Origin of the sequence: uncultured Marixanthomonas sp. (assembly GCF_963974425.1) — a bacterium.
Lineage (GTDB): Bacteria > Bacteroidota > Bacteroidia > Flavobacteriales > Flavobacteriaceae > Marixanthomonas.
On record NZ_CAXBCK010000062.1, the window covers coordinates 1 to 18,803 of the forward strand.

12 protein-coding genes and 1 tRNA gene are annotated in these 18,803 nt (G+C 37.5%); 1 reads left to right on the forward strand and 12 read right to left on the reverse strand.

The window, feature by feature from the left end; genetic code table 11:
- The coding region (locus AACZ92_RS14795; protein ID WP_339702882.1) for a hypothetical protein at positions 1–3,353 on the reverse strand (3,353 nt) is incomplete at its 3' end.
- Positions 3,354–3,830: 477 nt separating this feature from the next.
- Here AACZ92_RS14795 and AACZ92_RS14800 point away from each other — a divergent pair.
- Entirely contained in the window at positions 3,831–5,417 is a 1,587-nt protein-coding gene (locus tag AACZ92_RS14800) for a peptide chain release factor 3 (protein ID WP_339702885.1), read from the forward strand.
- A gap of 154 nt (positions 5,418–5,571) precedes the next feature.
- Here AACZ92_RS14800 and AACZ92_RS14805 read toward each other — a convergent pair whose 3' ends face one another.
- The 11 genes from AACZ92_RS14805 to tuf form a co-directional block, all read right to left on the reverse strand.
- Positions 5,572–5,895, reverse strand: a complete 324-nt coding sequence (locus tag AACZ92_RS14805; protein ID WP_339702888.1) for a DUF3467 domain-containing protein — start codon at positions 5,893–5,895, stop codon at positions 5,572–5,574.
- 125 nt (positions 5,896–6,020) lie between these two features.
- Entirely contained in the window at positions 6,021–10,319 is a 4,299-nt protein-coding gene (gene rpoC / locus AACZ92_RS14810; protein WP_339702891.1) for a DNA-directed RNA polymerase subunit beta', read from the reverse strand.
- A gap of 98 nt (positions 10,320–10,417) precedes the next feature.
- On the reverse strand, positions 10,418–14,230 hold the full coding sequence (gene rpoB / locus AACZ92_RS14815) for a DNA-directed RNA polymerase subunit beta (RefSeq protein ID WP_339702893.1): 3,813 nt from the start codon (positions 14,228–14,230) through the stop codon (positions 10,418–10,420).
- A gap of 137 nt (positions 14,231–14,367) precedes the next feature.
- Positions 14,368–14,742 (reverse strand): 50S ribosomal protein L7/L12, encoded by a 375-nt coding sequence (gene rplL / locus AACZ92_RS14820; RefSeq protein ID WP_339702895.1) that lies wholly within the window; start codon positions 14,740–14,742, stop codon positions 14,368–14,370.
- Positions 14,743–14,798: 56 nt separating this feature from the next.
- Positions 14,799–15,320: a 50S ribosomal protein L10 gene (gene rplJ / locus AACZ92_RS14825; RefSeq protein WP_339702897.1), complete on the reverse strand. Its 522-nt coding sequence runs from the start codon at positions 15,318–15,320 to the stop codon at positions 14,799–14,801.
- A gap of 12 nt (positions 15,321–15,332) precedes the next feature.
- Positions 15,333–16,028, reverse strand: coding sequence for a 50S ribosomal protein L1 (gene rplA, locus AACZ92_RS14830; RefSeq protein WP_117157548.1), 696 nt, complete (start codon positions 16,026–16,028; stop codon positions 15,333–15,335).
- 21 nt (positions 16,029–16,049) lie between these two features.
- Positions 16,050–16,487, reverse strand: a complete 438-nt coding sequence (gene rplK / locus AACZ92_RS14835) for a 50S ribosomal protein L11 (RefSeq protein ID WP_117157549.1) — start codon at positions 16,485–16,487, stop codon at positions 16,050–16,052.
- Positions 16,488–16,559: 72 nt separating this feature from the next.
- Complete coding sequence (gene nusG, locus AACZ92_RS14840) at positions 16,560–17,114, reverse strand: transcription termination/antitermination protein NusG (RefSeq protein ID WP_339702904.1); 555 nt, start codon at positions 17,112–17,114, stop codon at positions 16,560–16,562.
- A gap of 2 nt (positions 17,115–17,116) precedes the next feature.
- A complete protein-coding gene (secE, locus tag AACZ92_RS14845; protein ID WP_117157551.1) occupies positions 17,117–17,305 on the reverse strand; it encodes a preprotein translocase subunit SecE in 189 nt (62 codons plus the stop codon).
- Positions 17,306–17,329: 24 nt separating this feature from the next.
- Positions 17,330–17,402 (reverse strand) — tRNA-Trp (locus AACZ92_RS14850).
- Positions 17,403–17,512: 110 nt separating this feature from the next.
- Positions 17,513–18,697 (reverse strand): elongation factor Tu, encoded by a 1,185-nt coding sequence (tuf, locus tag AACZ92_RS14855; protein ID WP_339702902.1) that lies wholly within the window; start codon positions 18,695–18,697, stop codon positions 17,513–17,515.
- Between the last annotated feature and the right edge of the window lie 106 nt (positions 18,698–18,803).

Sequence of the window (18,803 nt, forward strand, 5' to 3'; positions counted from 1 at the left end):
ATATTTAAGCTAGATTCCTTGATCAACGCAATACTCGCATCTTGACAGATTGGTACTATCGTTGAATCATTTTCTGTATAACTATTGTCGTCAGACTCATCTGTTACATCATCGCCCATTGGTGGCGTTCCTGTTGCTAATGCTCGGTTCTCAAACTCTCCTGCATCCAGGTCAGCTTGTGTCAACGTGTAAGTTGCAGTAAAGGTCGTCGTGTCTTCCTCATTTGGATCAAGACTCGCGATTGGACCACCGCTCATTGTTACACCGCCTACTAAATCGGTTACTACTATATTGGTCAACGTTACATCGCCTGTGTTCTTAACACTGAACGTGTAGCTGATCTCTTCTCCTACTTCACCTGCATAACAACCTGTGTTTGGATCGATATTTAAGCTAGATTCCTTGATCAACGCAATACTCGCATCTTGACAGATTGGTATCGTAATTGTATTACTTGTATCGTCTACAGGCCCTAGTCCTGTAGTACCATCTACTGTTGCTGTATTTACAATCTGGCCATCGTTTATATTCTCTTGATTTACTGTATAAATAGCTTTATACTCCCAAGTTTCACCTACATTTAATACCCCATTACCATCACCATCATCTACTAATTGTATTGTAACTACTGGGTTTGGAGCTAAAAATAACGGATCTGTTATAACAACATTAGAAATGTCTACATCTCCTTCATTCTTTACAACAAATTTATATTCAATCGTATTTCCAACTTCAAGATTTAAACAGTCTTGAGATTCACTTGTACTTGATTTAACAATAGATATTTCAGCATCTTGACATAAGTTTACTGTTACAGAATCTGAATCGTTCACATTAAATGACGCTGATGAACCTGTTACTGTACCGTCAACTGTAGCAGTATTATTTACCTGACCGTCAATTATGTCTTGTTGTGTTACTGCATAAGATGCTTCATATATCCATTCTTCACCTACATCAAGAACACCTGGATTAGTAGTATCACCATTATCAGGACCTGGAATTGGATTTGTATTGTCGATTAATGGATCGTTTACTTCAACATCATTAATTGCTATATCGCCTAAGTTTTTAACTTTAAACGTATAGGTTATCATTTCACCTGGCGCGATTGTGTTACAGTTTTGTGTATCATTAGGACTAGCTGTCTTCTCAAGCGAAATAGAACAATTATATATTCTTAATATAACTGGTGTTCGTTCTGAACTTGAACAACTTCCTACATCGCTTACTGCTTCAGCATAATAAGTAACACTACCAACAGCATCAAGAATTGGATTATTAACCACAGAATTACCCGTAGCATCTGTGTACCAAACTATAGTTGTTCCAGCCGCAGCTGTAATAGCATCATTTGCATTTAAGGTTTGTATACTTGTTTCGTCTTTACATTCTGCTATATCGCCACCACTAATTGGAGCATCAGGAGATGTGTTTACAACTATATCAGCAGTATCACTGTCTGAACAACTATTACCATCCGTATAAGTATATGTTGCTGTAATGGTCCCGGTTAATCCTGTAGGATCAAAACTTGCCGTACCATCACCATTATCTGTTACTCCGGTTCCCGTCCACTCTCCATTTGAATTAGTTGGCTCTCCAGTTAAAGTAATTGCGCTTGCATTGTCACAGAGAGGACCATAGATTCCTGCTTCTGCTGTTGCTACTTTATTTACTACAATGTCAGCTGCATCACTATTAGAACAACTATTACCATCTGTATAAGTATAGGTTGCCGTAATGGTTCCGGTTAATCCTGCAGGATCAAAACTTGCCGTACCATCACCATTATCTGCTACTCCTGTTCCTGTCCACTCTCCGTTTGAATTAGTTGGCTCTCCGGTTAAAGTAATGGCTTCTGCGTTATCGCACAACGGGGCGTATTCGTTAGCTTCTACATTTATTTGATTTGGCTGAGTTATCTCAATACTTTTATCAATAGTACATATACCATCATCTACAGTTACTTTATAAGTACCTGCAGTTAGTCCTGTTTGATCTTCGGCAGTTGGGTTTAATCCACTTCCGTCGTTAGTTATCCATAAGTATGTATATGGAGATGATCCGCCTGTAACAGTTATATCAATCTCACCATCGTTTTCACCATAACAAGTAACGTTTTCCTTCGTATGAGCAATAGCTATATCTGAATTTGTTAATGTAAGCATTCGCGATGGCGAAGTACACCCTAAAACTGGATTATAATAAAATGCATACCAAACACCAGGAGTTGTTACAGTTGGATTACTTTGCAAGGGGTTACTTAAATCTGAATTGGCACTCCACCTTAATTCAGCTCCTGTAGGAGTTGTTGAAGTAACAAAATCATTAAGCTCCACTTGTGTTGGTTCACAATACGTTTTGGAAGTTACAGAAAGCTCTGGAGAGTTTGCATAACCCTCAACAGACAACCTCAAACCATCTACTAACACCACAGATTCACCTGGATTTCCAGTACTATAAAAAACCTCTACAGAAGTAGCGGTAGGTCCTGATTTGAAAGTTATACACCTATTTTCCCAATACGGGTTAATCTCTGTCCACCCACCAGGGTTTTGGTTTCCTCCATTTCCGCTAGTAGCAAAAGACAACCTCGTTGGAAAGTCACTAGTTGAATGCTGAACAAGATCAGCATCTGTATAAGTAAGTGGATCGCTAACTACAACGGCACCATTTCTAACACCAAATCGTAAGTTAGGTTCATATTCTAATATTTGCCCCCCATTATTACTACTGCTTACAGTATTGTAACGCGGTATTACAGCAATTTCAAAACATACTGTATATACTGTATTAGGCACTACAGTCAACCTTTGATCTATTGATTCATTCCGAAATGAAAATATAGCAAAACCACCACCATCATAAGTTGAAGGCTCAATGATACCAGGATAAACTACATTAGAGCTCGTGGTTGAATAGGATATATACTGTCCTTCCGACCAATCTACTGTGCCATTATCGTCCCAACAAGTATATCTTGCATCAGCTTGGTATTCACCATTTGTCCCACCTATTGCAGTACGAAATGACCCACCACTTACATCATCCTTTTCAAAAGACCCACAGGTAATTAAATTACACCCTCCTACAACTCTAGAGTTTGTATGGCTGTGCAAAGCTTGTGCTTTTGACCTAGAACGAAACGTTTTATTATATTGTGCAGCCTTTTTGTCTAAAGCTTCATTATACTGATCCAAATACTCTTGAGTATAAGGCACTAATACTTCCCCCTCATCTGTTGAAGCCTTAACCTGAGCATACCCTTGATTACCCAAGCAAACTATTAAAATGAGACCTATTAAAAACCTCTTATCTGAAGCAAATAATTTAGTAATTATTTTATACATAAGCTTGAATTTTATTAGTATTCATAATTTTATAATTCATAATAATTTTAATCTCAATTACAATAACCTATTATTTAAAGTGATAACTTTCCTTTAATTTTTATAGGTTATAAGTTGATGTAGGTAAAACAAAACTTAGTAGAGGAATATCGAGCAACAAGAACATAAAATATATCACTGTATACTAGATTACTAATCATTTGTTCACACAAAGATACGTAGGAAAAAGTGTTAAGATTTTACTAAAGGCAAACTATTAGCTCAAGTGTAGAATATTTTCGTTGAACTACATGTTTTTATCCAATAAAGCCTTTTTTTTTGTAGGAACCCTTTATACGTATAAACACGTAGAACAATTGTTATCAAAAGGATTACAAGGTTTTAATTTGTGGGAAAGACCTTTTTAAATCTATCTATAGAGAGGCTTTAAGGTACTTCAAAAACTCGTATCTTTGCCATTAAATTATTCAAACAACCATGTCTATTAAACGTGAAATTGAACGCAGGAGAACGTTCGGAATTATCTCTCACCCCGATGCCGGAAAAACCACTTTAACCGAAAAATTACTCCTCTTTGGGGGTGCTATTCAAGAAGCTGGTGCTGTAAAAAGTAACAAAATAAAAAAAGGTGCTACAAGTGACTTTATGGAGATTGAAAGACAGCGTGGTATCTCGGTTGCCACTTCAGTCTTAGCTTTTGAATATGAAGGTATTAAAATTAACATTCTCGATACACCCGGTCACAAAGATTTTGCCGAAGATACATTTAGAACCCTTACTGCAGTAGACAGCGTAATAGTAGTTATCGATGTTGCCAAAGGTGTGGAAGCACAAACTGAAAAGTTGGTTGAAGTATGCCGCATGCGTAATATTCCTATGATTGTTTTTATTAATAAAATGGATCGTGAAGGTAAAGATGCGTTTGAACTACTAGATGAAATTGAACAAAAACTGAACCTTCGAGTAACACCTCTAAGTTTCCCAATTGGTATGGGCTACGACTTTAAAGGAATCTATAATATCTGGGAGAAAAATGTAAACCTATTTAGTGGTAGTAGCAGAAAAAACATTGAAGAAACCATTGAAATTGAAGATATTGCCAATCCTGAACTTGACCAATTGATTGGTACTGACGCGGCCGATACATTACGAGAAGAACTAGAACTAGCTGAAATATACCCTAAATTTAGCCGTGAAGAATATTTAGAAGGAAAATTACAACCTGTATTCTTTGGTTCGGCATTGAATAATTTTGGCGTTCGAGAACTATTAGATTGTTTTGTTGAGATAGCTCCCAAACCACGCCCGAAAGAAAGCGACACACGTTTGGTAAAACCAGATGAAAAAGATTTTACAGGCTTTGTATTTAAAATACATGCCAACATGGACCCCAAACACCGCGACCGTTTGGCTTTCGTAAAAATTGTTTCAGGGGTTTTTGAGCGCAACACACCTTATTTACACGTACGCAACGGTAAAAAGCTGAAATTTTCTAGCCCGAATGCTTTTTTTGCTGAAAAGAAACAAATTGTAGACATTTCGTATCCAGGAGATATTGTAGGATTACATGATACAGGAAATTTTAAAATTGGCGACACCTTAACAGAAGGTGAAGAAATGAACTACAAAGGAGTACCTAGTTTTTCACCGGAACACTTTAAGTACATTAACAATGCCGACCCGATGAAAAGCAAACAGCTGGAAAAAGGGATTGACCAGTTAATGGATGAAGGAGTTGCCCAACTTTTCACTCTAGAGTTAAATGGAAGAAAGGTAATCGGTACGGTAGGCGCTCTTCAATTTGAAGTAATACAATACCGTTTGGAACACGAATATGGCGCTTCTTGCCGCTACGAAAATTTAAACGTTCACAAAGCTTGTTGGGTAGAACCAGACAATCCAAAAAGTGACGAGTTTAAAGAGTTTAAGCGGGTAAAAGCTAAGTTTTTAGCGAAAGATAAAAGAAATCAGTTAGTTTTCTTTGCTGATTCTGCCTTTAGCTTACAAATGACACAATCAAAATACCCTAACGTAAAACTTCACTTTGTAAGTGAATATAAGTAGGTATCATTAGCTTATCTGTCTCAGAATTGTTTTTTACTTGTAAACTACGATCGTAATTATCAAAAGTAAAAAGAACGAAGACTTTAATACTTATTCAACTGAATAACTTAACAATAGGCAATTAAAAAACCCACTTAAAAAGTGGGTTTTTTAATTATGCTTCTCCGGTTGGCCCAAAGTTTAAAGGCATTGTAGGTTGTTCTTGCTCCTTTACTTTGCCATGAGCTTTTTCAAACCGCTGTATATTATCATTTAAAGCTCTTAAAAGTCTCTTGGCGTGCTGCGGTGTTAATATAATACGTGATTTTACTTTGCTTTTTGGAACGCCTGGCATAATACTTACAAAGTCCAATATAAATTCAGATTGCGAATGGTTTATTATTGCCAAGTTACTATAAATGCCTTGTGCCACATTCTCATCTAATTCAATATTGATTTGTCCTTTTTTTTGATTCTGTTTGTTTTGATCGTCTGCCATTCTAATTTATTTTAATATCCCTATAAATAGGGAATGAGTTTATAGTTCTAATTTAGCTATCTAATATAATAAAAGAATCCCGCTTTTGGCGGGATTCTTTATTTTGATTTATAAGAAGTTTTTAATTAGTTGTAATTAACTTCTTGCTTCTCACGGGTCATTTCTTCTAGTTCTTCTTTGCTTCCTACAATTATAGAATCGTATTCACGCATTCCAGTACCAGCAGGTATCTTATGACCTACAATAACATTCTCTTTCAGTCCTTCTAAGGTATCAACTTTACCGCTTACTGCAGCTTCGTTTAATACTTTAGTAGTTTCCTGGAAGGATGCAGCCGAGATAAACGACTTAGTCTGTAACGACGCTCTAGTAATACCTTGCAATATTGGGGTTGCAGTTGCATTAACAGCATCTCTTGCTTCAACTAAGGCCTTATCATTACGTCTCAAGATCGAGTTCTCATCACGTAAATCACGTGGTGTAACTATTTGTCCTTCTTTAAGGGTTTGACTATCTCCTGCATTTTCAACTACTTTCATTCCGAATATTTTATCGTTTTCTTCGATAAAGTCATCTTTATGAGCTAATTGATTTTCTAGGAAAGTAGTATCTCCACTATCAACAATACGTACTTTACGCATCATTTGTCTCACTACTACTTCAAAGTGCTTATCGTTAATTTTTACACCTTGTAGACGGTATACTTCTTGAACTTCGTTCACCAAGTACTGTTGTACTGCTGAAGGCCCTTCAATACGCAAAATATCTTCTGGTGTAATAGAACCGTCTGAAAGTGGCATACCGGCACGAACATAATCATTTTCTTGAACAAGAATCTGATTAGATAACTTCACCAAGTACTTTTTAAGCTCGCCTAATTTAGACTCCACTATAATCTCACGGTTACCACGTTTAATTTTTCCGAAGGAAACAACACCATCAATCTCACTAACTACAGCTGGATTGGATGGGTTACGTGCTTCAAAGAGTTCTGTTACACGCGGAAGACCACCCGTAATATCACCCGCTTTTGAAGACTTACGCGGTATCTTAACTAATACTTTACCAATTTTAATCTTATCGCCATCATCAACCATTAAGTGGGCACCCACTGGTAAGTTGTACGAACGGATTACTTCATCTTTTTTACCTAAAATTTGAAGTGTTGGTATTTTCTTTTTATTTCTAGATTCTGAAATTACTTTCTCTTGGAATCCTGTCTGCTCATCTATTTCTACTTGGTAAGTAACACCTTGTTCGATATTCTCGTACTTGATTTTACCTGCAAATTCTGAAATAATCACACCGTTATATGGATCCCATTGGCAAACTACATCACCTTCTTTAAGTTTATCACCATCTTTAACGTATAGTGTAGAACCGTAAGGAATGTTGTTGTTACTTAAGGTAATTCCGGTTTTAGGATCGGTTAATTTAATTTCAGAAGTACGAGAGATTACAATATCTACTTCGTTTCCTTCAGCATCTTCACCTTTGACCGTTTTTAAGTCTTCAATAGTCGCTTTACCATCATACTTAACAACAAGTTTATTTTCTTCTGAAATGTTACCTGCAATACCACCCACGTGGAAGGTACGAAGCGTTAACTGTGTACCCGGCTCACCAATTGACTGAGCAGCTACAACACCTACAGCCTCACCTCGTTGTACCATTTTATTGGTTGCAAGGTTACGACCGTAACATTGAGAACAAATTCCTTTTTTAGCTTCACAAGTTAATGCAGAACGTACTTCTACACCTTCTACAGCAGAATCGCCAATAATTTTAGCAGTCTCTTCTGAAATGTGCTCACCTGCAGTAGCTAAGACTTCTTTATTAAGTGGGTTTATTACATCGTTTAATGCAATACGACCAATAATTCTAGCTTCTAAGGTTTCAACGATCTCCTCATTCTTCTTCAATGCTGAAACTTCAATACCTCTTAATGTACCACAGTCTACTTCGTTAATAATAACGTCTTGTGAAACATCTACCAGACGACGTGTTAAGTAACCTGCATCGGCAGTTTTAAGTGCGGTATCGGCAAGACCTTTACGTGCACCGTGAGTAGAGATAAAGTATTCAAGAATTGAAAGTCCTTCCTTAAAGTTAGAAAGAATCGGGTTTTCAATAATTTCACCACCACCAGAGTTAGATTTTTTAGGCTTCGCCATCAATCCACGCATACCGGTTAGCTGTCTAATTTGCTCTTTACTACCACGTGCTCCAGAGTCAAGCATCATATAAACAGAGTTAAACCCTTGCTGATCTTCGCGGATACGTTTCATAGAAAGTTCCGTTAATTCAGCATTGGTTGCTGTCCATATATCAATTACTTGGTTGTAACGTTCGTTATTAGTAATAAGTCCCATATTATAGTTTCCTACAATACCGTCAACTTGTTTGTTTGCGTCTTCAATCATAGTTTGCTTTTCAGCCGGGATAATAATATCTCCTAAACTGAACGACAATCCTCCTTCAAATGCAAACTTGTACCCTAATGTTTTAATTTCATCAAGGAAAGCCGCTGTTTTTGGTACACTTGTAACTTTAAGTATTCTACCAATAATATCACGAAGTGACTTCTTAGTCAATACTTCGTTTATATATCCAGCTTCTTCTGGTACTTCTTGGTTAAATATCACTCTACCTAAAGTAGTTTCGATAATTTGATAAACCAATTCGCCATTTTCATTAAAATCTTTTGTACGGATTTTAATTTGCGCATTAAGATCTACTTGCTTCTCATTGTAAGCAATTACTGCTTCTTCTTCTGAATAGAACGTTAAGCCTTCACCCTTTACTTTTACATCTTTAGTAGACGTTCGCAACTTGGTCATATAATACAGACCCAAAACCATATCCTGAGAAGGAACCGCAACTGGTGAACCGTTTGCAGGGTTCAAAATGTTATGCGAAGCCAACATCAATAACTGACATTCCAAAATTGCTTCTGGCCCTAATGGAAGGTGAACCGCCATCTGGTCACCATCAAAATCGGCGTTAAATGCAGTACATACTAATGGGTGTAACTGTATTGCTTTTCCTTCAATTAATTTTGGTTGAAAAGCTTGAATACCTAATCGGTGCAAAGTAGGAGCCCGGTTAAGCATAACTGGATGTCCTTTCAATACATTTTCAAGGATGTCCCAAACTACTGGCTCTTTTTTATCTATAATTTTCTTAGCAGACTTAACTGTTTTTACAATTCCTCTCTCAATTAGTTTTCTAATTACGAAAGGCTTGTAAAGTTCAGCAGCCATATCTTTTGGAATACCACATTCAAAAAGCTTCAATTCTGGTCCTACAACAATTACCGAACGTGCTGAATAATCCACACGCTTACCAAGTAAGTTTTGACGGAAACGTCCTTGCTTTCCTTTCAATGAATCTGAAAGTGATTTTAATGGACGGTTGCTATCAGTTTTTACTGCTGAAGATTTACGTGTGTTATCAAATAAGGAATCAACAGACTCTTGAAGCATACGTTTTTCATTACGTAAAATTACTTCTGGAGCTTTAATTTCCATCAATCGTTTTAAACGATTATTTCTAATAATTACACGACGGTAAAGATCATTTAAATCTGATGTTGCGAAACGACCACCATCTAGTGGTACTAACGGACGTAATTCTGGTGGAATAATTGGCACCACCTTCATAATCATCCATTCTGGTTTGTTTTCACGGTTTTTGTTTGCATCACGCAACGCTTCAACAACTTGAAGACGTTTTAATGCTTCCGTTTTACGTTGTTTAGACGTTTCGTTATTTGCTTTGTGACGTAAATCGAAAGACAATGTATCAAGATCGATACGTTGTAACAATTCAATTAAACACTCAGCACCCATCTTAGCGATGAATTTATTTGGATCGCTGTCTTCCAAGTATTGGTTTTCTACCGGAATAGCTTCCAATGCATTTAAATATTCTTCTTCTGTTAAGAAGTCCATTTTCTGAAGTGGTTCCCCTTCTTCATTTTTTGCGATACCCGGCTGGATTACAACATATCTTTCGTAATAGATAATCATATCCAACTTCTTAGACGGCAATCCAAGAAGGTATCCTATTTTGTTAGGTAAACTACGGAAGTACCAAATGTGCGCAACAGGAACTACTAAATTAATGTGCCCTACGCGATCACGACGTACTTTCTTTTCAGTTACCTCTACACCACAACGGTCACATACGATCCCTTTGTAGCGAATTCGTTTATATTTACCACAGGCACATTCGTAATCCTTAACAGGACCAAAAATACGCTCACAGAAAAGTCCGTCACGCTCTGGTTTGTGCGTACGGTAGTTTATCGTTTCAGGTTTTAGTACTTCCCCGCGCGATTCTGCCAAAATCGATTCAGGAGAAGCTAAACCAATAGAAATCTTATTGAATTTCTGAACTGTGTTTTCTTTATTTCTTGCCATAATGCTGTGTACTATGCTTTGTTGTTATTTGTTTTTGGAGTGTTTTGTCACTCCGTTTGAAGCGTCAAGATAGTCCCTCCCGAAGAAGGGATTTTCTTTTATTCTTCTAATCTAATGTCAAGTCCTAACCCTTTTAATTCGTGCATTAACACGTTAAAAGATTCTGGCAGGCCTGGTTCTGGCATGGTTTCGCCTTTTACAATACTTTCGTATGTTTTAGCTCTACCAATTACATCATCAGATTTTACTGTCAATATTTCACGTAATGTGCTGGAGGCTCCGTAGGCCTCAAGTGCCCATACCTCCATCTCACCAAATCGCTGACCACCAAATTGAGCTTTACCACCCAATGGTTGTTGTGTAATCAATGAGTAAGGTCCAATAGAACGTGCGTGCATTTTATCATCTACCATGTGACCCAGTTTCAGCATATAAATAACCCCTACTGTTGCAGGTTGGTCAAAACGCTGTCCGGTTCCACCATCATATAAATGCGTGTGTCCAAATCTTGGTATCTCAGCTTCATCAGTCAATTCGTTGATCTGGTCTATAGTTGCACCATCAAAAATTGGAGTAGCAAATTTGCGACCTAATTTTTGTCCAGCCCATCCTAGTACCGTTTCATAAATTTGACCAATGTTCATACGTGATGGTACCCCAAGTGGGTTCAACACGATATCTACAGGGCTTCCATCATCAAGGAAAGGCATATCTTCTTCACGAACAATACGTGCTACAATACCTTTGTTACCGTGACGTCCCGCCATTTTATCACCTACTTTAAGTTTACGCTTTTTAGCCACATAAACTTTAGCAAGTTTTAGAATACCAGAAGGTAACTCATCTCCTACAGAGATTGTAAACTTCTCACGACGTAATCCACCTTGTAAATCGTTCTCTTTAATTTTATAGTTGTGCAATAAATCGGCAACTAATGCATTAAGATCATCATCGGTTGTCCAAGTACCTCCTGTTAAATGCGCATAATCATCTACTGCATTTAACATTTTTTGGGTGTACTTTTTACCTTTTGGAAATACCGTTTCACCAAGATCATTAGTAACACCTTGAGCGGTTTTCCCTCCTACAATTGCAAATAGTTTTTCAACTAATACATCTTTTAACGCATCAAACTTAGCATCATAAGCGATTTCAAGAGCTGAAATATCTTCTTTATCTTTTGCTCTTTTACGTTTATCCTTTATAGCACGTGCAAATAACTTCTTATTAATTACAACTCCTCGTAATGACGGAGAAGCTTTTAATGAAGCATCTTTTACATCACCTGCTTTATCACCAAATATTGCTCGAAGTAATTTTTCTTCAGGAGTTGGGTCGCTTTCTCCTTTTGGAGTAATCTTACCAATTAATATATCACCTGGTTTTATTTCGGCACCTACACGTATCATCCCGTTTTCATCAAGGTCTTTTGTTGCCTCTTCTGAAACGTTAGGAATATCGTGTGTTAATTCTTCATTTCCTAACTTGGTATCACGTACTTCAAGTGAATATTCATCAATGTGAATCGATGTAAATATATCATCTCTAACAACACGTTCAGAAATCACAATCGCATCCTCAAAGTTATACCCTTTCCAAGGCATAAAGGCTACTTTCATGTTTCTACCCAATGCCAATTCACCTTTATCGGTTGCATAACCTTGGCAAAGTACTTGTCCTTTTTTAACTCGATCACCTCTACTTACGATAGGCTTCAGGTTAATAGATGTACCTTGGTTTGTTTTTCTGAATTTTACCAGTTGGTATGTTTTTGAATCACTATCAAAACTTACCATACGCTCATCATCGGTACGGTCATATTTAATAGTAATTTCGTTTGCATCAACATATTCCACTTCACCATCCCCTTCAGCATTTATCAATACACGAGAATCTGAAGCTACTTGACGTTCCAGACCTGTACCTACAACTGGAGAATCAGCTCTCAATAATGGTACTGCCTGGCGCATCATATTACTTCCCATCAACGCACGGTTGGCATCATCATGTTCCAAGAAAGGAATTAAAGATGCTGAAATGGAAGCAATTTGATTAGGTGCGACATCCGCGTAATTAAGAGTATTTGGTTCTACAACCGGGAAGTCGCCTTCCATACGTGCAATTACACGATCGCTATCAATTTGTCCGTTATCTTTAAGCGGAATGTTTGCTTGTGCAATCAATTTCTCCTCCTCTTCTTCAGCAGAAAGATAAATTGGTTCGTTTTTTAAATCGATTTTACCGTCTTCTACCTTTCTATAAGGTGTTTCGATAAAACCTAAGTTGTTTACTTTAGCATATACTGAAAGAGAAGAAATCAAACCAATGTTTGGTCCTTCTGGTGTTTCAATAGGACAAAGTCTTCCGTAGTGTGTATAGTGAACATCACGAACCTCAAAACCTGCTCTTTCTCTTGAAAGACCACCTGGTCCTAAAGCTGATAGACGACGCTTGTGCGTAATCTCTGCCAGTGGATTGGTCTGGTCCATAAACTGCGACAACTGGTTGGTACCAAAGAATGAGTTGATAACTGAAGAAAGTGTCTTCGCGTTAATCAAATCAATCGGGGTAAATACCTCGTTGTCACGAACGTTCATACGCTCACGAATAGTACGTGCCATACGTGCTAAACCAACACCAAATTGAGATGATAACTGCTCCCCTACGGTACGTACACGACGGTTACTAAGGTGATCAATATCATCAATCTCTGCTTTAGAGTTGATAAGCTCGATTAAATATTTTACGATCGTAATGATATCTTCTTTGGTAAGCACTTGCTTTTCCATGTCGATATCAAGACCTAATTTTTTGTTCATTCGGTAACGACCTACCTCACCAAGGTTATAACGTTGGTCTGAGAAGAACAACTTATTGATGATACCACGAGCGGTTTCCTCATCTGGCGGTTCAGCGTTACGTAATTGTCTATAGATGTGCTCTACCGCTTCTTTTTCTGAATTGGTAGGATCTTTTTGCAATGTGTTGTGGATAATCGCATAGTCTCCTTGCTGATTATCTTCTTTGTGCAACAGAATTGTTTTTGATCCAGAGTCTAATATCTCTTCAATGTGCTCTTTTTCAAGCTCCGTATCACGGTCTAATACAATTTCGTTACGTTCAATAGACACAACTTCTCCTGTATCTTCGTCCACGAAGTCTTCGTGCCATGTTTTAAGTACACGAGCAGCAAGTTTACGACCTAAGAATTTTTTAAGACCAGTTTTGGTAGCTTTAATTTCTTCTGCAAGGTCAAAGATTTCAAGAATATCTTTATCTCTTTCAAAACCAATAGCACGAAACAGTGTAGTTACCGGTAACTTTTTCTTTCTATCGATATATGCGTACATAACGCTGTTGATATCGGTAGCAAATTCAATCCATGAACCTTTAAAAGGAATTACACGAGCTGAATATAGTTTTGTTCCGTTTGCGTGGAATGATTGTCCAAAGAAAACACCAGGTGAACGGTGTAACTGAGATACTACAATACGCTCTGCACCATTGATACAGAAAGTACCACTTGGTGTCATATAAGGGATTACCCCTAAGTATACGTCCTGTACAATAGTTTCAAAATCTTCATGTTCAGGATCGGTACAATATAACTTTAAACGTGCCTTTAAGGGAACGCTGTAAGTAAGACCACGCTCAATACATTCTTGAATGGAGTATCTTGGCGGATCTACAAAATAATCTAAAAACTCTAATACAAATTGATTACGGGTATCTGTTATTGGAAAGTTTTCCATGAAGGTATTATAAAGACCTTCATTACCCCTTTCTTCTGATTTTGTTTCAAGCTGGAAAAAATCCTGGAAGGATTTAATCTGAATATCCAAAAAGTCTGGATAGTCTGGCTTATTCTGTACAGAAGAAAAATTCAATCTTTCAGTTTGCGTTGCTGACATCTATGGACGGAATTTTAATTAAAAAAACTACTTTTGCCTATACTCAAAAAACTATTAACCTTTATATACGCAAAATGGTTTAGGCCTATTCCAGGTATCTGGAAGGCCTAAACCGTAAGGTTTGAAACGTGGAGAGCTTACTTAAGCTCAACCTCTGCTCCTGCTTCTTCTAACTGAGCTTTTACTGCTTCAGCTTCGTCTTTTGCTACACCTTCTTTAATTGGAGATGGAGCGTTATCTACTAATCCTTTAGCGTCTTTAAGACCAGCACCTGTTAATTCTTTTACCAGTTTTACAACTGCTAACTTAGAACCTCCAGCGGCTGTAAGGATTACGTCAAATTCGGTTTGCTCGTCAGCTTCTTCGCCTCCGCCAGCAGCACCACCAGCAACAGCTACAGCTGCAGCAGCAGGCTCTATACCGTACTCTTCTTTTAATATTTCTGCTAACTCATTAACTTCTTTTACTGTTAAGTTAACCAATTGTTCTGCGAAATCTTTTAAATCTGCCATTTTCTATCGTTTTAAAATAATTGTATTAATATATGTAATTTAATTAGTGCTAAATTTTATCCTTCTTTTTCTGAAAGGGTTTTAACAATACCCGCGATTGTATTACCACCTGATTTAAGTGCTGAAATAACATTCTTGGCAGGAGATTGAAGCAATCCAATGATGTCTCCAATAACTTCTTCCTTAGATTTGATTTCAACTAATTTGTCAAGTTGCTCATCACCTACATAAATTGCTTCTTCTACAAAGGCTCCTTTAAGTAATGGCTTATCAGATTTTTTTCTGAATTCCTTAATTACTTTAGCTGGAGCGTTTCCTGTTTCAGAAACCATTAATGAAGTGTTTCCTTTAAGTACTCCGGTTAACTCACCAAAGTCTTTATCGCTGCTTTCCATAGCTTTAGAAAGCAAGGTATTTTTTACTACATTTAAACTTACCCCTGCTTTAAAACAAGCGCGGCGTAATTTTGTTGTAGATCCTGCATCAAGCCCCGAGATATCTGCTAAATATATAATAGTGTTCTCGGATAACTGTGCAGTCAAACTTTCAATTACTTGTGATTTTTCTTCTCTTGTCATAAGTTCTCAATTTTACTGCTCAGTGAAACGTTTGGTGTCGATCTCTACACTAGGACTCATAGTACTAGACATATAGATACTTTCTATATACACACCTTTTGCGGCCTGAGGCTTCAGTTTAACGAGTGTTGTTAATAATTCTCTTGCGTTTCCTGCAATTTTTTCTGCATCGAAAGATGCTTTCCCTATTGCTGCATGTACAATACCAGTTTTTTCAACTTTAAAGTCAATTTTACCAGCTTTTACATCAGAAACTGCTTTAGCAACATCCATTGTTACTGTGCCCGTTTTTGGGTTAGGCATTAATCCACGTGGTCCTAAAACCCGTCCTAATGGTCCTAATTTACCCATAACGCTTGGCATAGTTACAATAACGTCAACGTCTGTCCATCCCCCTTTAATTTTTTCGAGGTACTCATCTAAACCAACGTAATCTGCTCCAGCTTCTTTAGCTTCAGCTTCCTTATCAGGAGTTACTAAAGCCAACACCTTAACATCTTTACCAGTACCGTGTGGTAAGGTAACAACGCCACGAACCATTTGGTTTGCTTTACGTGGATCCACGTTAAGACGAACCGCAAGGTCTACTGAGGCATCAAAATTTACATTGGTGATTTCTTTTATTAAAGCAGAAGCTTCAGCTACGGTATAGGATCTATCCTCTACTTTAAGCGTTGCTTCTTTTTGCTTTTTTGTTAATCTTGCCATTTTATAGATTCTTTTTCTTGATTAAAAAGGAGCAGCTCCTTTTACTTTCACTCCCATTGATCGTGCAGTACCAGCTACCATTCTCATGGCAGACTCAACAGTAAATGCATTTAAATCGGGCATTTTGTCTTCTGCAATAGCTCGAACTTGATCCCATGAAATAGATGCTACTTTTCTTGCGTGTGGCTCACCAGATCCTTTTTTGACCTTAGCAGCTTCAAGAATTTGTACAGCAGCGGGTGGGGTTTTAATAACAAACTCAAAAGATTTGTCTTTATATACCGTAATCGCAACTGGCAACACTTTTCCTTGTTTATCTTGGGTTCTAGCATTAAATTGCTTACAGAACTCCATAATGTTCACACCGGCAGCACCTAAAGCTGGTCCTACTGGAGGCGACGGGTTAGCGGCACCACCTCGAACTTGCAACTTTACTACTTTATCTACTTCTTTTGCCATTGTTTTAATTTTACTGTGATTTTCTCTTTTGTGGAAGCTAAAGAAAAAACCTATTTATATAGCGTGTAACAATTAAATTTTCTCTACTTGCATATAGCTTAACTCTAATGGTGTTTTTCTTCCGAATATTTTTACCATTACTTCAAGCTTGCGTTTTTCTTCGTTGATTTTCTCAACCGTACCGTTAAAGCCGTTGAAAGGACCATCAATAACCTTTACAGTTTCACCAATTACAAAAGGAATGTTTACATTCTCATCTTCTACAGCCAACTCATCTACCTTCCCTAACATTCTGTTTACTTCAGACTGTCTAAGTGGAACAGGATCTCCTCCTTTGGTTTCACCTAAAAAACCAATAACTCCATTGATTGATTTTATAATATGCGGTACTTCTCCAGCCAAACTCGCTTGAATCATAATATAACCTGGAAAAAAAACACGCTCTTTATTGATTTTTTTTCCGTTACGAATTTGAATTACTTTCTCAGTAGGCACGAGAACTTGCTCAATATAGTCTTCAAGATTTAATCGTGCAATCTCAGTTTCGAGATACGACTTAATCTTATTTTCTTGTCCACTTACTGACCGGACTACATACCACTTTTTTGCACTCTTAGTTTCAGTCATAATTACGACTTGATCCATTCAAAATAAAACTCTATAACTCTACTAAACACCTTGTCTACACCAAAAACTAGTAATGCCAATATAATTGAAAATACTGCCACAACAACTGTAAGTTTTTGTGCTTCTGACCAACTTGGCCAGGTTACGTGGTTTTTAAGCTCACTATAGGATTCTTTTATATAATTTACCATTATAATTGGTTTTAACCTATTTAGCACGGGCGGTAAGGATCGAACTCACGACCTTTGGTTTTGGAGACCACTGCTCTACCAGCTGAGCTACGCCCGTAAATAAAGGAAAACTCAAAACCTACTATTATAGGCTTAGACAATCCCCTTAATAAAAGCCAAGGCATCCACCTTTGGTGGACACCTTTAGACTTTTCAAATTAACTTTATTTATAAAATTTCAGTAACCTGACCTGCACCTACAGTTCTACCACCTTCACGGATAGCGAAACGTAGTCCAACATTCATTGCGATAGGCTGGATAAGGTCTACTGTAATTGTAAGGTTATCTCCTGGCATTACCATTTCTACACCATCAGGAAGATTAATTGTTCCTGTAACATCAGTTGTACGAACGTAGAACTGTGGGCGGTAGTTATTATGGAATGGCGTGTGACGACCACCTTCTTCTTTTTTAAGGATATAAACCTCTGCTTTAAATTTATCGTGAGGAGTAACAGAACCTGGCTTACAGATTACCATACCTCTTGATATTTGAGACTTTTCAATACCTCTTAACAAGATACCTACGTTATCTCCAGCTTCTCCTCTATCAAGGATTTTACGGAACATCTCAACACCTGTAACAGTAGAAGAAAGTTTTCCAGCGCCCATACCAATAATATCAACAGCATCACCTGTGTTAGCAACACCCGTCTCTATACGTCCAGTTGCAACTGTTCCACGGCCTGTAATAGAAAATACATCCTCGATTGGCATCAAGAAAGGCTTATCTACATCACGTTCTGGTAAATCAATCCAGCTATCAACAGCCTCCATCAATTCTAAAACAGTATCTGACCATTTTTGCTCTCCGTTCAATGCTCCAAGAGCAGAACCAGAGATTACAGGACCATTATCACCATCATACTCGTAGAAAGAAAGTAAATCTCTTACTTCCATTTCAACTAATTCTAATAATTCTTCATCGTCAACTAAATCAACTTTATTTAAGAATGTTACGATTTTTGGAATACCAACCTGACGTCCTAAAAGGATATGCTCACGAGTTTGTGGCATTGGACCGTCTGTTGCAGCAACAACCAAAATAGCACCGTCCATTTGAGCAGCACCAGTAACCATGTTCTTTACGTAATCGGCGTGACCAGGACAGTCAACGTGTGCGTAGTGACGGTTAGCTGTTTGGTACTCTACGTGTGAAGAGTTAATTGTAATACCTCTTTCTTTTTCTTCAGGAGCATTATCAATTTGGTCAAAAGCACTAGCTTCTGAATAACCAGCATCAGCCATTACTTTAGTAATAGCAGCTGTCAAAGTTGTTTTTCCGTGATCTACGTGTCCAATTGTACCTATGTTTAAGTGAGGCTTCGACCGATCGTATGTTTCTTTTGCCATGTTGTATTAATTTAAATCTTAGTTATATATTAGTGTTCAATTTTAAACAAAGTTGAGCCAATGATGGGAATTGAACCCATGACCTCTTCCTTACCAAGGAAACGCT

Coding starts and splice junctions, on each gene's coding strand:
- rpoC (WP_339702891.1), bottom strand. CDS start 10,319: ATGGCAAGAAATAAAGAAAACACAGTTCAGAAATTCAATAAGATTTCT.
- AACZ92_RS14800 (WP_339702885.1), top strand. CDS start 3,831: ATGTCTATTAAACGTGAAATTGAACGCAGGAGAACGTTCGGAATTATC.
- nusG (WP_339702904.1), bottom strand. CDS start 17,114: ATGACTGAAACTAAGAGTGCAAAAAAGTGGTATGTAGTCCGGTCAGTA.
- rplJ (WP_339702897.1), bottom strand. CDS start 15,320: ATGACAAGAGAAGAAAAATCACAAGTAATTGAAAGTTTGACTGCACAG.
- AACZ92_RS14805 (WP_339702888.1), bottom strand. CDS start 5,895: ATGGCAGACGATCAAAACAAACAGAATCAAAAAAAAGGACAAATCAAT.
- secE (WP_117157551.1), bottom strand. CDS start 17,305: ATGGTAAATTATATAAAAGAATCCTATAGTGAGCTTAAAAACCACGTA.
- rplK (WP_117157549.1), bottom strand. CDS start 16,487: ATGGCAAAAGAAGTAGATAAAGTAGTAAAGTTGCAAGTTCGAGGTGGT.
- tuf (WP_339702902.1), bottom strand. CDS start 18,697: ATGGCAAAAGAAACATACGATCGGTCGAAGCCTCACTTAAACATAGGT.
- rplA (WP_117157548.1), bottom strand. CDS start 16,028: ATGGCAAGATTAACAAAAAAGCAAAAAGAAGCAACGCTTAAAGTAGAG.
- rplL (WP_339702895.1), bottom strand. CDS start 14,742: ATGGCAGATTTAAAAGATTTCGCAGAACAATTGGTTAACTTAACAGTA.
- rpoB (WP_339702893.1), bottom strand. CDS start 14,230: ATGTCAGCAACGCAAACTGAAAGATTGAATTTTTCTTCTGTACAGAAT.